Annotated in this window: 11 protein-coding genes and 1 pseudogene; 1 reads left to right on the plus strand and 11 read right to left on the minus strand. The window is 68.1% G+C overall.

The window, feature by feature from the left end:
* Positions 1–17: 17 nt before the first annotated feature.
* Positions 18–1940 carry a hybrid sensor histidine kinase/response regulator gene (locus tag D3874_RS18725; protein ID WP_199699142.1) on the minus strand — a complete coding sequence of 641 codons (1923 nt, stop codon included), beginning with the start codon at positions 1938–1940 and terminating at the stop codon, positions 18–20.
* A gap of 22 nt (positions 1941–1962) precedes the next feature.
* Entirely contained in the window at positions 1963–2718 is a 756-nt protein-coding gene (locus D3874_RS18730) for a helix-turn-helix domain-containing protein (RefSeq protein WP_199699143.1), read from the minus strand.
* A gap of 159 nt (positions 2719–2877) precedes the next feature.
* Here D3874_RS18730 and D3874_RS18735 point away from each other — a divergent pair, with 159 nt between their 5' ends.
* The gene (locus tag D3874_RS18735; protein ID WP_119779589.1) at positions 2878–3609 is read left to right on the plus strand and encodes a response regulator; all 732 of its coding nucleotides are present in this window, start codon (positions 2878–2880) and stop codon (positions 3607–3609) included.
* Here D3874_RS18735 and D3874_RS18740 read toward each other — a convergent pair.
* The 9 genes and pseudogenes from D3874_RS18740 to D3874_RS18780 form a co-directional block, all read right to left on the minus strand.
* On the minus strand, positions 3579–4088 hold the full coding sequence (locus D3874_RS18740; protein ID WP_119779591.1) for a hypothetical protein: 510 nt from the start codon (positions 4086–4088) through the stop codon (positions 3579–3581). The genes D3874_RS18735 and D3874_RS18740 overlap by 31 nt on opposite strands.
* An 18-nt stretch (positions 4089–4106) precedes the next feature.
* Positions 4107–5093 carry a carbamate kinase gene (gene arcC, locus D3874_RS18745; RefSeq protein WP_119779593.1) on the minus strand — a complete coding sequence of 329 codons (987 nt, stop codon included), beginning with the start codon at positions 5091–5093 and terminating at the stop codon, positions 4107–4109.
* A gap of 1 nt (position 5094) precedes the next feature.
* Entirely contained in the window at positions 5095–5346 is a 252-nt protein-coding gene (locus D3874_RS29455) for a hypothetical protein (protein ID WP_199699343.1), read from the minus strand.
* A gap of 87 nt (positions 5347–5433) precedes the next feature.
* On the minus strand, positions 5434–6555 hold the full coding sequence (locus D3874_RS18755; RefSeq protein WP_119779596.1) for an ABC transporter permease: 1122 nt from the start codon (positions 6553–6555) through the stop codon (positions 5434–5436).
* Between the two features lies 1 nt (position 6556).
* Positions 6557–9256 (minus strand): annotated as a pseudogene (rbbA, locus tag D3874_RS18760) (ribosome-associated ATPase/putative transporter RbbA); the annotation flags it as partial.
* Positions 9257–9266: 10 nt separating this feature from the next.
* Complete coding sequence (locus tag D3874_RS18765; protein WP_119779600.1) at positions 9267–10286, minus strand: HlyD family secretion protein; 1020 nt, start codon at positions 10284–10286, stop codon at positions 9267–9269.
* A gap of 139 nt (positions 10287–10425) precedes the next feature.
* Complete coding sequence (gene adhP, locus D3874_RS18770) at positions 10426–11499, minus strand: alcohol dehydrogenase AdhP (RefSeq protein WP_119779601.1); 1074 nt, start codon at positions 11497–11499, stop codon at positions 10426–10428.
* A gap of 66 nt (positions 11500–11565) precedes the next feature.
* A complete protein-coding gene (locus tag D3874_RS18775; protein ID WP_119779604.1) occupies positions 11566–12783 on the minus strand; it encodes a bifunctional aminoglycoside phosphotransferase/ATP-binding protein in 1218 nt (405 codons plus the stop codon).
* Positions 12726–13112 (minus strand): hypothetical protein, encoded by a 387-nt coding sequence (locus D3874_RS18780; protein ID WP_147385724.1) that lies wholly within the window; start codon positions 13110–13112, stop codon positions 12726–12728. The genes D3874_RS18775 and D3874_RS18780 overlap by 58 nt, the downstream gene beginning before the upstream one ends.
* Between the last annotated feature and the right edge of the window lie 79 nt (positions 13113–13191).

Raw genomic sequence — 13191 nt, forward strand, 5'->3', positions numbered from 1 at the left:
TTTGCACGCCGCCGGCGTCAGTCGAGCAGTTCGCGCAGCCGTGCCGCCAGTTCCTTGGCGGTGTAGGGCTTCTTGAGCCAGCTGCCGGCTTCCGCCAGTTCCCGGCCCGCGACGCTGGGCTCGGCATAGCCCGAGGTGAACAGGATCTTCACGTCCGGACGGATGATGCGGACCTCCCTGGCCAGTTCGTCGCCGGCCATGCCGCCGGGCATGACGATATCGGTGAACAGCAGGCGGATTTCGGGGTGCGCCTCGATGGCGGCCAGCGCCTCCATCCCCGCGGCCGCCTCGATCACGTTGTAGCCCGCGTCCTTCAGCCGGGCGACCGCGACGCGGCGCACCCGCGCGTCGTCCTCCACCACCAGGATGCATTCGTGGCCGCGCTGTATCCCGCCCGAACCCTGATGGCCCTGGCCGGACGCGGCCGCGTCTTCGGCATCGGCGCCGGCCACCGGCAGGAACAGCCGCACGCTGGTACCCCGGCCGACCTCGCTGTAGATCTGGACATGGCCGCCGGATTGCTTGGCAAAGCCATAGACCATGCTCAAGCCCAGGCCGGTCCCGGCGCCCACGGACTTAGTGGTGAAGAAGGGTTCGAAGGCCCGCTGCTTGACCTCGTCGGTCATGCCCGCACCGGTGTCGGTCACCGCGACCAGGACATAGGTGCCGGTGCGAACCTGGGGATACATCTGCGCGTAGTCGAGGTCGAGCCGGGCGCGCGAAATCTCCACCGTCAGCTTACCGCCGCGCGGCATGGCATCGCGGGCATTCAGGGCGAGATTGAGCAAGGCGTTCTGGAGCTGCGAGGCATCGACCAGGGCCTGGTTCGAGGCGCCGGTCACAATGGTGCGCAGTTCGATCGTCTCGCCCAGCGTCCGGCGCAGCAGGTCGGCGAAATTCGAGACGAGCTGGCCCACGTCGGCCAGCTTGGGATTCAGCGGCTGGCGCCGGCCGAAGGCCAGCAACTGGCCGGTCAGCTTGGCGCCGTCGTCGGCCGCATCCTGCGCCTCACGCAGCAGGACGAGCAGCTTCTCGTTGTCGAGACGCGCCTCGATCATCTCGAGATTGCCGCTGATGACGGTCAGCAGGTTGTTGAAATCATGGGCGATGCCGCCGGTGAGCTGGCCGACCGCCTCCATCTTCTGGGCCTGGCGCAATTCCTCTTCCATGCGGTGGCGGCTGGTCAAGTCGCGGATGAAACCGGTGAAGATGCGCCGGCCGCCGCTGACCGCCTCGCCGATCGCCAGTTCCATGGGAAAGTTTGTGCCGTCCTTGCGCAGGCCGGTGACGACCCGGCCATAGCCGATGATGCGCCGCTCCCCGGTTGTCAGATACCGCCCGATATAGCCGTCATGCGCCTCGCGATCGGGTGAGGGCATCAACATACGGACATTCTCGCCGCAGACCTCGTCCGCGCCGTAGCCGAACAACCGCTCGGCGGCGGAACTGAAGGAGGTGATGATGCCGGCATCGTCGATCACGACCATGGCCTCGGGCACCGTGTCGAGAATCGACACCAGATGGGCCTGACGCTCGGCGAGATCGGTCTGAGCGCCTTTCAGGTCGCTGATGTCGTTGTTGGTCTGCAGGACCGAGAGCCCCGTCTGGTCTCCGGTCGAAAGCGTGACCCAGCGGCTGGCGATCCAAAGCTGATGGCCGTCGCGGTGGCGGTGCACGAGCTCGCCTTCCCAGGCCCCGTACTGGCGCAGCCGCTGCTTGATCGCCTCCTGCGGCTCGGGGAAGATCGTGCCTAGCAGGTCGTGGACCTTGCGCCCCACCGCCTCGTCGCGGGTCCAGCCGTAGAGCTGCTCGCAACCGGCGGTCCAGCGGCTGATCACCCCACCATCGTCATGCACGATGATGTTGGTGCCATCGAGGACGCGAACGATTTCGTCGAGGCGGCTGTCGTCGGTGACCTGGAGCTCGATTGCATCAATCAACTTGGACAGGCCTCGCTACGCGTCAGTGCGGCCACACCGCCTGCTGCGTATAGGTGTTGCTGGTCCAGCGGTTATCGTCCTCATCGCTCTCGCCCGCAAGCAGCGCAAGCATTTCCAGCTTGCGAATGGTGACGGCATGGCGGCCGCAGGGCGCGATGACGCCGCGGCTGGCGAGCTTGGTCATGGTGCGGGAGACCGTTTCGATGGTCAGGCCCAGGTAGTCGGCCATGTCGAGCCTGGTCATGGGAACGTCGATCACCGGGCTGCGCTGGTCGCCCGCCAGGCGGTTGGCGATGATCAGCAGGAAGCTGGCGACCCGCTCCTCCGCGCTCTTGCGGGCCAGCAGGACCATCTGGTCCTGGGCCGCCGCCATCTCGTCGCACAGCCGCGCGAAAAGCTGCGGGCGCAGTTCGGGCGACTTGTTGATTTCCTCCTGGAAGCGGTTGCGGCCGAAGCGGCGGAACCGGGTCGGGGTCACCGCCTCGGCGGTATAGAGGTAGCGGTCCCGCAGCGAGATGCCGACCAGGTCGCCCGGGTAGATGAAGCCGGTGATGACCCGGCGGCCGTCCGGCAGCAGCTTGTGGATGCGCAGGACGCCTTCGACGACGGCGAAGACATGGTCCGCGGCATCGCCTTCCCAGAAGATCGCGGCACCGGTCTCGATCCGTTCCACCGGCTGGTTGCTGAACAGCCCCTCGAGGCTCGCCGCTGCCGGCTGTTCGCCGGTGAAGGGCTTGGTGGCGGCGCGGGCCTGCGAGAGCGAGTTTTCGGCGTACATGGGACTTCCCTGTGTCTGCGTCGGACTATGTCTGCGTCGGACATTGGGAGTTGAACCGGGCCGCGTGACGGCAGAACGATCTGCGTGTTACCGTCGGTGCAATTGTGTAACAGAGTGTAACAGGGCCATCTTGACACCCCTTCTCGCCTGGGCCTGATCATGCCCGACCCCGCCATCCGCACCGAGCACATCCTGGTCGTCGACGACGACCCGCGGATCCGACAAATGCTCGTGCGCTACTTCGAAGACGAAGGCTACCGCGTCAGCACGGCGGCCGACGGCCATGAGATGCGCGCGTGCCTGCTGAAAGGTGCCGTCGACATCATCCTGCTGGACCTCGTCCTGCCCGGCGGCGACGACGGCCTGGGCCTGGCGCGTGAAATTCGGGCCCAATCGGACGTGCCGATCATCATGCTCACCGGGCGCGACGACGTCGTCGACCGGATCGTCGGCCTCGAGGTCGGGGCCGACGACTACATCGCCAAGCCCTTCCACCTGCGCGAAGTCCTGGCCCGGCTGCGGACCGTCCTGCGGCGGCGCACCGCGGCCGCTCCCGAGAGCAAGCGGGACAAGACCGAAGTCTTCCATTTCGACGGCTGGCGGCTCGATCTCGACCGGCGCCAGCTCGTGTCGGCCCAGGACCGGGAAATCACGCTCACCACGGGGGAGTTCGACATCCTGGTGGTGCTGGCGAGACACCCGGGGCGGGTATTCACCCGGGAAGCGCTGATGGATCTAACGCGCGGCCGGGCGCACGAAGCGTTCGACCGCACGATCGACGCGCAGATCGCACGATTGCGCAAGAAAATCGAAGCCGACCCCAAGAGCCCGGCCTTGATCAAGTCGGTCCGGGGTATCGGCTATGTCTTCACCGGCAAATCCATGGGTTGAGGCGCCAAACTGCCGGGGATGAAGGCATGGGGCTCCAATACCATGGGCAGTCCGTCGTCCGGGTGCTCGCTTTCGTACAGGTCCAGATGCCGGCTCAAGGCGGCCTGCCCGAAGGTCTGGATGCGCAGGCCATCAAAGGCACCGGCTTTGGCCACCGCCCGCAGATATTGCACCATCTCGCCGGCGAGGCCGGCCTCGTCGCCGACGCTCATCACGGCAAAGAACCAGACATCAAGCATGCGGCCGCGGCGGGGATGCATCGTGGCGGAGCCGATACACAACCCGTGGATATAGCCCCTGGCATTCGTCGCGACATGAATTTGATCGTGCTCGCCCTGCTGCCCTTCGCGCTCGAGCACAGCCCGGCAGAACGACCGCCATTGCTCGAGCGAAAGCGCGCCCGCGAACAGCCTGGCGACGCAATAGGCGGGATCGACTTGCTCGGCGGTCAGCGGACCGACCTGGTAGGTGTAGGGCATTGTGCAACTCCTCGCCCCTCATTTTAGGGGTGCCCACATGGCGCCACCATGATCTGGCTCAAGCCGGCCCGGGATCGGCGTCACCAAGGCATCATTTTCGCTGCCGGCAATCCACGTACCCTGTTCGCCGCAGGCAATCGCCAGGGCATCCTCGAGCCGGCCGATGGCGGCGCTGCGGCCGGTTTCCGCCGCAAAGGCGGCGGCGGCGGCGATCTTCAGCCCCATGGAGCCTTCGGGGAAAGCCCCGGCCGCGAGGGTCGAGGGGTTCGCCCGCCTGATCGGCCGTGCGGCCGGCGTGCCGAAATCCTGGAAGACCGCCTCGACATCGGTCAGCAGCAGCAGCAGGTCGGCATCCAATTGCCGGGCCAGCAGGGCGCTGGCGTGATCCTTGTCGATCACCGCCTCGACGCCGCAAAGACTGCCGCCCAGTTGCTCGGCCACCGGGATGCCGCCCCCGCCGGTGCAGATGACGACGACATCGAATTTGACCAGCAAGGCGATGACCTGCGCCTCCATGATGGCGATCGGCCTGGGCGACGGCACGACGCGCCGCCAGGCCTTGCCGTCGGGGGCGACGTGCCAGCCCCGTTCCCGGGCCAGCCGGTGCGCCGTCGCCTCGTCATAGACCGGCCCGATGGGCTTGGTCGGGCGGGCGAAGGCCGGGTCGTCGGTCGCGACCTTCACCTGGGTCAGGAGCGTGGCGACAAGCCTGGTCCGCAGCAGCGCGCTCAACTCCTGCTCGATCAGGTAGCCGATCATGCCCTCGCTTTCGGCCCCCAGCACGTCGAGCGGATAGGCGCCGTCCGCCGGCCCGGCCGCTGCCTGCAAGGCCAGCAGGCCGACCTGCGGACCGTTGCCGTGGGTGATGATCAGCGAGTGGCCGGCCTCGACCAGTTGCGCCAGGGCCGCGGCAGCGCGCCGGATACTGGCGCGCTGGTTCTGCGCCGTCAGCGGCTCGCCCCGCCGCAGGAGGGCATTGCCGCCGAGTGCCGCCACGATCCGCATCTCAGCCCCCTATCGTGGCGACGAGAATGGCCTTGATCGTATGCATGCGGTTCTCGGCCTGATCGAAGACGATCGATGCCGCCGGCACGCCGCGCGCGCTTTCCCGGCCGAAGAATTTCGGCATGGTGCCGTTGCCCGCCGCGACGTGCGGGATCTCGGCTGCGAGCAGCGGCCAGTTCAGGAGGGCGACCAGGACCGGGACCACCACCGCGATGTTGATCAGGGTCGCGGCGCGGAAATCCGTGGTCGCCATGCTGGTCTCCTTCTTTGCGTTTGACGCTATTGATCGCATTGGGGGGGCATTGGCGCCGGGCCGCCTTGACCCGGATCAAGTCGGCGCTTATTGCGCGCTGAGCAGGGCCTTGCGGAAGCGCAGGGCCGCCAGGGCCAGGAACGCCCCGCCGATGGCGACCAGGGCCAGCAACTGCGGCCAGATGAGCCCTGCATCCGCGCCGCGGTAGAGGATCGCCTGGGACAGGGCGACGAAGTGGGTCGACGGGGCGATCTGCATTACATCCTGAAGCCAGCCGGGCATGCTTTCCATCGGCGTGGTGCTGCCCGACAACAGGTTCATCGCGATCAGCATGGGCAGGACGATCAGGCCGAACTGGGCCATGGAGGTCGAGTAGGTGGCGACCAGGATGCCCAGGGCGGTGACCGAAAACTGGTAGATCAGGCAGGCGCCGACGAACAGGCCGAGCGAACCGGCCACCGGCACCGCCAGCAGCCACTCGACCACCACCAGCAGGGAGAAGGTCGCCGCCGCGACGATGACCAGGCCGTTGGCCCAGATCTTGGCCAGCATGATCTCGAGCGGTCGCACCGGCATGACCAGCAGATGCTCGATGGTGCCGTGCTCGCGCTCGCGGATCAGCGCCGCCCCGGCCAGGATCACCGCCAGCATGGTGATGTTGTTGATGATCTGCATGACAGCCGTGAACCAGGCCGATTTCAGGTTCGGGTTGAATTTGGCCCGCACCACCAGGTTGATCGGCTGGGCCTGTGCCGTGCCGGGGGCGGCGGCGGCCACCTCGCCCAAGACGATGCTCTGGATATAGGCGGCGCCGTTGCCGGCCTGGGACATGGCGGTGGCATCGATATCGAGCTGGAGCGAAGGATGGCGGCCCGCCATCACGTCCTGTTCGAACCGGGGCGGGATCTCCAGCACGAAGACGAAGCGGCCCGAGGCCATGCCCTTGTCGATATCCGGGGCCGCAATGACCACGGGTTCCTTGAAGAAGGGCTGCAGCAGGGCATCGCGCAGCCGCATGGAGAGCATCGAGTGATCCTCGTCCACCACGGCGACAGCGGCATTCTCGACCTCGAACTTCGCTCCTGTCGCCACCGTGTAGATGGCCACGGTGAAGGTGTAGACGATCAGCACGACAAGGACCGGATCAGCCCGCAAGCTGTGTAGTTCCTTGATGCCGAGGCGCAGGATCCTGAGCAGCCGGGCGCGCATCTCACGCCCCCTGCTTGCGCAGGGCGAGCACGGCCGCCGCGATGAAGCCGATGCCGAACAGGGCGATCACGGCGATATTGGGCCACAGCTCGGCAAACCCCAGCCCCTTGGCGAAGACCCCCACGGCGACCGGCTGGTACCAGGCGGCGGGGAAGGCCAGGCCCATCAGGCGTCCCCCGCCCAGAAGCGAGGACACGGGCACCATGAGACCCGAGAAATTCACCGCCGGAATGATCACGATGATGGCGGTGGCAAAGATCGCCGCGACCTGGCTGCGCACGAAGCTCGACACGAACAGGCCAAAGCCGGTGGTCGCAAAGACATAGGCGAGCGACGCCACCGCCAAGGTCACGAACGAGCCCTTGAGCGGCACGCCGAAGACGAACAGGGTGAGCAGCACCAGCGTGAGGAAACTGACGAAGGCGATGGCGACATAGGGCAGTTGCTTGCCCAGCAGGAACTCGACCTTGGTCACCGGGGTCGACTGGAAATTGGCGATCGAGCCGGTTTCCTTTTCCTTGACGACACCCAGCGCGGTCATGATCGCGGGGATGAGGACCAGCATCAGCATGATCACGCTGGGAACGATGGCATTCGTGCTCTTGAAGGCCTGGTTGTAGCGAAAGCGCGTCTCGATGCCGACCGGGGAGGCTGTCGCCTCGGTGCCGGTGCGCCGCACCACCTCGTCGGCCAGATAGGCCTGCGCCAGGCCGGTGACATAGCCGCGCGTGGTCTCGGCCCGGAACGGCATGGCGCCGTCCAGCCAGACCCCGACTTCGGGCTGCAAGCCGCGCAGCAGGTCCTTGCCGAAACCAGGGGGGATTTCGATCGCCAGCTTCAACTCGCCGCTTTTCAGGCGGGTCTCGAGCTCTTGCGTCGAGGTGATCGCCGGCTGTTCGTCGAAATAGCGCGAGCCCTGGAAACTCTCCAGCAACTGCCGGCTCTGTGCCGATTGATCCTGGTCGAAGGCGGCGAAGGTCAGGTGTTCGACGTCGAAGGAAATGCCGTAGCCGAAGGTCAGCAGCAGCAGGGCCGGCCCGAGCAGGGCGAAGGCGAGACGTGCGGGATCACGCAGGATCTCCAGCGTTTCGCGCGAGGCATAGGCCCACAGGCGGCGCGGATCGATCCGCCACGGCCGCGCCGCGCCCTTGGCATAGGCGGCGGGCGGCGGCGGCTCGCCGTCGCGGCCCATGCCGGCCTCCTCCAGCACGCCGATGAAGACCTCTTCCAGGCTGTCCCTGCCGCGCGCCGCCTTCAGTTCGGCCGGGCTGCCGACCGCCAGCACCCTGCCCTCGTGCATCAGCGAGAGGCGATCGCAGCGTTCCGCTTCGTTCATGAAATGGGTCGAGAGGAAGATGGTCACCCCCTCCTCGCGCGACAGCTCGATCAGGGAGCGCCAGAAATTGTCGCGGGCGACCGGGTCGACGCCTGAGGTCGGCTCGTCCAGGATCAGCACCTCGGGGCGATGGATGACCGCAACGGCGAGCTGCAAGCGCTGGCGGATCCCCAGGGGCAGGCTCTCGGGCCGCCCGTCGGCGACCTCGGCCAGGTCGAAGCGGGCCAGCATTTCCGCCACCCGCGCGGCGATCCCGTCTGCCGGCAATTGGAACAACTGCGCGTGCAGCACCAGGTTCTGCCGCACCGTCAATTCGTTGTAGAGCGAGAAGGCCTGCGACATGTAGCCGACCCGCCGGCGGGTGGCCATGTCGCGCGCGTCGAGCGGCTGGCCGAACAGGCGCGCGGTCCCTTCGCTGGCCGGCAACAGGCCGGTCAGCATCTTCATGGTAGTGCTCTTGCCGCTGCCGTTCGACCCCAGGAAGCCGAAGATCTCCCCCTTGCCGATGCTGAAGCTGACATGATCCACGGCGGTGAAGGCGCCGAAGCGCCGCGTCAGACCTTCCGCCTCGATCGCCGGCACGCCGCCGTCCGGAACCCTTGGAACTATCGTCACCCCGGTGTCCGCGGTGCGCAGGTCCTGGGGCAGAAGGGCGACGAAGGTCCGCTCCAAGGTCGCCTCGCCGGCGGTGCGCTTCAAGTCGTCGGGGCTGCCGGTGGCGATGATCCGCCCGCCATGCATGGCGGCCAGCCAGTCGAAGCTCTCCGCCTCCTCCATATAGGCCGTGGCGACGAGCACGGTCATGCCGGGCCGGCGTGCGCGCATATGGGCGATCAGGTCCCAGAACTGCCGCCGCGACAAAGGATCGATGCCGGTCGTCGGCTCGTCGAGGATCAGGAGGTCGGGATCGTGGATCAGGGCGGCGCAGATGCCCAATTTCTGCTTCATGCCGCCCGAGAGCTTGCCGGCCGGCCGATCCCGGAACGGCTCGAGGCCGGTGGCGGCCAGCAGCTCGCCGATGCGCGCCCGGCGCTCGGCGCCCCCTTGGCCGAACAGGCGGCCGAAGAAATCGAGGTTTTCCGTGACGCTCAACGTCGGGTACAGATTGCGGCCCAGGCCCTGCGGCATATAGGCGATGCGGGCGCCGACCGCGCGGCGCGCCCGGCGGCGGCGGATGTCGCCATCCAGCACCGTGACCGCGCCGTGCTGCACCTTGGTTACACCGGCGACGATCGACAAGAGGGTCGATTTGCCGACACCGTCGGGGCCGATGAGGCCGGCCATGCAGCCGGCCGGAATGGCGAGCCCGACCGCGTCGAGTGCCGTCACCGGGCCATAGCGATGGGCGACGCCGTCGAGCCGGACAGCGACCCGGTCATTGCGGCAACTTCACAGCCAGTTCATCAGGCCAGGCCGTTGTGGCGCTGGTCCGGACATAGGCAACGCCGCGCACCCCCGCCTTTACCCGGGCCTCGAATTGCTTCAGCAAAGCCGGCGCGATGCGCAACTTGACGCGGAACATCAGCTTTTCGCGCTCGTCGGCGGTTTCGACGGACTTGGGCGTGAACTGCGCCTCGGCGGCGACGAACGAGACGGTGGCAGGCACCACATATTCGGGCGCCGGATCCAGGATGATCCGCGCCTCGTCCCCCATGGCGATCCGGCCGGCGACGCGGGCCGGCACGAAGATCGTCATATAAACGTCGGACAGGTCGAGCAGGGTCACGATGGGCGCCCCCGCCGCCGCCACCTCGCCGGCCTGCACCAGCTTGTATTCGACCCGGCCGCGCCGCGGCGCCGTCAGCACCGCATCGTCGAGCAGCGAGTGGATGCGCGCGACATCGGCGCGCGCCGCGTCCGCCGTGGCCTGCGCCGCATCGAGGCCGGCGACAGCGGCGCTGCGCGCGGCTTGCGCGACGTTGAGCTGGCTGCGCCGCATATCGACCTGCTGCTGCGTGCCGTAACCCCGCGCGAACAGGGAGGCGGCGCGCTGAAATTCCTGCTGGGCGAGGGTGCGTTCGCTGTCGCGCTGGGTGATCGCCGCCTGGGCCTCGGCGATCATGTTTTCGGCACGGCGAACCTGCGCCTGCGCGCCGGCGAGCTGCGCCTGCAGGTCGCTCACCTCCATGCGGGCCACCACGGCCCCCGCCTCGACCGTCTGGCCCTCGTCGACCAGAACCTCGATCACCCGGCCGGCGAGTTTGGTGGCGACCAGCACCTGCTCCGCCTCGATGCGCCCGTTGGCCGTGGCAATGTCCGCCGGCAGCTTGTCGCCACCCAGTCTGTCCCACAGCGTGTTCAGCCGGTCGCCCAGGCTATCCTGATCCGCCGCCGCGGCCTGACCGGCAAGGGCCAGAAAAGCCGCGACAAGAAATGAGATGGGGCGACGGCGCAACGGCTTACTCCAACGGCACGAGATCGGGTCGCCGGCGTGTGGTGGCCGGCGACCCGACTAGCTAGCGCTCTCCAGCCGCGGCCACTTTGATGCAGATCATCTTGTGACTCACGGCAGCCATGCGGGTGGTTACGCGCCTCTAGGCGGACTCAAGCGCCGCCGCAGGCGCCCGGCCAGCCACCGGTTCGGCGAAGTCGAGGACCATGCGGCCCTCGATCGCCCCTGCCTTGAGCCTGGCGAAGATGGCGTTGATGTCCTCGAGCGGTGCCTTGTGGATCTCGGCCCGCACCTTGCCGTCGGCCACGAAGGCGATGGCCTCGTCCAGGTCGCGGCGGGTGCCGACGATCGAGCCGCGCACGGTAATGCGCTTCAGCACTACCTCGAAGATCGGGGTCGGGAAATCGCCCGGCGGCAGGCCCACCAGGCTGACCGTGCCCTTGCGCCGGACAAGCTTCAGCGCCTGGGCGAAGGCCGGCGGCGAAACCGCCGTCACCAGCACGCCCTGGGCACCGCCGCCCGTCGCGGCCAGGACCTCGGCCACGGCCTCGGGCGAACGGGCATCGATGGCGATATCGGCGCCGGCCGCCCGCGCCAGGGCCAGTTTCTCGGGCGCGATGTCGAGGGCCGCGACATGCAGCCCCATCGCCTTGGCATACTGAATGGCAATGTGGCCCAGGCCGCCGACGCCCGAAATGGCCACCCATTCGCCGGGACGCGCCTCGGTCTCCTTCAAGCCTTTGTAGGTGGTGACGCCGGCGCACAGGATCGGCGCGATCTGGGCAAAGTCGATGCCGGCGGGCAGGCGGGCAGCGAAGGCGGCCGAGGCGATGACATATTCGGCAAAGCCGCCGTTGCAGCTATAGCCGGTGTTGTGCTGATGCTCGCACAGCGTCTCCCAGCCGGTTTCGCAGTATTCGCAAGCCAGGCAAGCGTCGTGCAACCAGGCCACGCCCACCGCATCGCCCAGCTTCAGCCCGGTCACATCGGGCCCCAGCGCCGCGACGATGCCCGCGACCTCGTGGCCGGGAATGAAGGGCGGGGTGGGTTTCACCGGCCAGTCGCCCTCGGCGGCATGCAGGTCGGTATGACAGACGCCGCAGGCCATCACCTTGACCAGCACTTCGCCGGGGCCTGGCACCGGGATCGGCACCTGCTCGATCACCAGGGGCTTGCCCAGGGCCGTCACCACCGCGGCCCGCATCGTTTTCGCCATGACGCCTACTCCTCGTTTCGAGTGAGGGCAGGCTAGGCGCATGGCCGACAGGCGCCTTGACCGAGATCAACCCGGCGTTGCCGGGCCCGGTTGGCAGATGACCCGGCGAACCGTGGCACAGACCGCCTCGCGGTCGGCATCGGTCTTGACCCGGGGCCAGTCGATCGCCGCCGGCGACCGGCGAAGCTGCTCCATGATGACCTCAGGCGTGGCATCCGACGGGTCGCCCCTGCGGGTGCTCACCCGTTGGACCAGTACCTCCGGCTGGGCGTCGAGCCACAGGCCGTCGAACGCAACGGCTGCATCGGCGGCGACCCTGGCGATGCTGGTCCGCTCCGCCAGGTGCTCGAACACGGCGTCGGCGACGGCGCCGTGCCCCTGATGCAGGACCGCCGCCGCGGCCTCGCCGATGGCGCCATAGACGGTGACCGAGACTTCCGGCCGGTAGGCTTCCGCCGGCAGCCGGGTCTCGGGCGAGACACCGAACAGGTGTTTGCGGATGCGGTCGCTCGAGAGGATGCGCGCGCCCGGTGCCGGGCCGATTCCGGGCGCGATCGCCGCCGCCACCGTCGACTTGCCCGAACCCGACAGGCCGCCGACCGCGACAAGCCGGGCCGGACGCGGTTCGAGCAGGTCGAGCGCCAGGGCGAAATAGGCCCGTGCTTCCGCCGCCAGGCCGGTGGCCTCGTCGTCGTTCTCCGCCACCTGCCCGGCCGCTACCTGGGCGCGGATCGCCGCCCGGACCGCCATGAAGAAGGGCAGCAGGGCCAGCCCCTCCTGGTCGTCGACCTGGTCGAGATAGCGATTGAAGACGATGTTGGCGAGGTCGCCCAAGCCACGGTGCCACAGGTCCATGAGCAGGAAGGCCAGGTCGTAGAGCACGTCGACGGTGGCCAGCGCCTCGTCGAATTCCAGGCAGTCGAACAGGGTCGGCTCGTCGTCGATGAGGCAGATGTTGCGCAGGTGCAGGTCGCCATGGCAGCGCCGCACCAGGCCCGCCCCGGCGCGGGCGTCGAGGAGGGCCGCGTGGGCGTCGAGGGCCGCCTGCAGCGCCGTTGCGAGGCGCTCGCGCTCGGCCGCCGAGAACACCCCGGCCAGTTGCAGCGAACGCCGGTTGAGATCGAGCACGGTCGCCATGCGTGCCGCCCCGCCGCCGCCGTGATCGACGGTGGCGCTGGCGTGGAAAGCGGCGATCCGCCGGGCCAGCCTGGTCATCAGCGGGGCCGTCAGTTTGCCGGCCCGGGCCATCTGGTCGAACAGCCCGCTCTGCTCGAAGCGCGCCATCTCCAGCACGGCATCGACCAGCGCCCCCTCGCCGTCCAGGGCGAGTTTTCCGTTTCGCTCACGCGTGATCCGGTGAACCCCGCAGTAAAGCCCGGGGCGGTGCGCGCGTTCAGCGCAAGCTCCTGTTTGCAGGCGGCGAGCCGGCGCTCGGGCGTCGAGAAGTCGAGATAGGGCAGCGTCACCGCGCGCTTGAGCTTGAAGGCGCGCGTGCCGGCCAGCACGACGACCGAGATCAGGGTGACGACCATGCGCTGGTCGGCAGCACCGGCGCCGACGACACCTGGCGACTGCACGAACTCGATGGCCTCGTCCTGATTGTCGATCGGCATGATCCGTCTCCGTCGGGCAAGCGCCTCGAGATCACCATGGGTCGCCCATTCGCCCCGGCCCTTGACCTGCATCAACACG

It is taken from the genome of Oleomonas cavernae (genome assembly GCF_003590945.1).
GTDB lineage: Bacteria > Pseudomonadota > Alphaproteobacteria > Zavarziniales > Zavarziniaceae > Zavarzinia > Zavarzinia cavernae.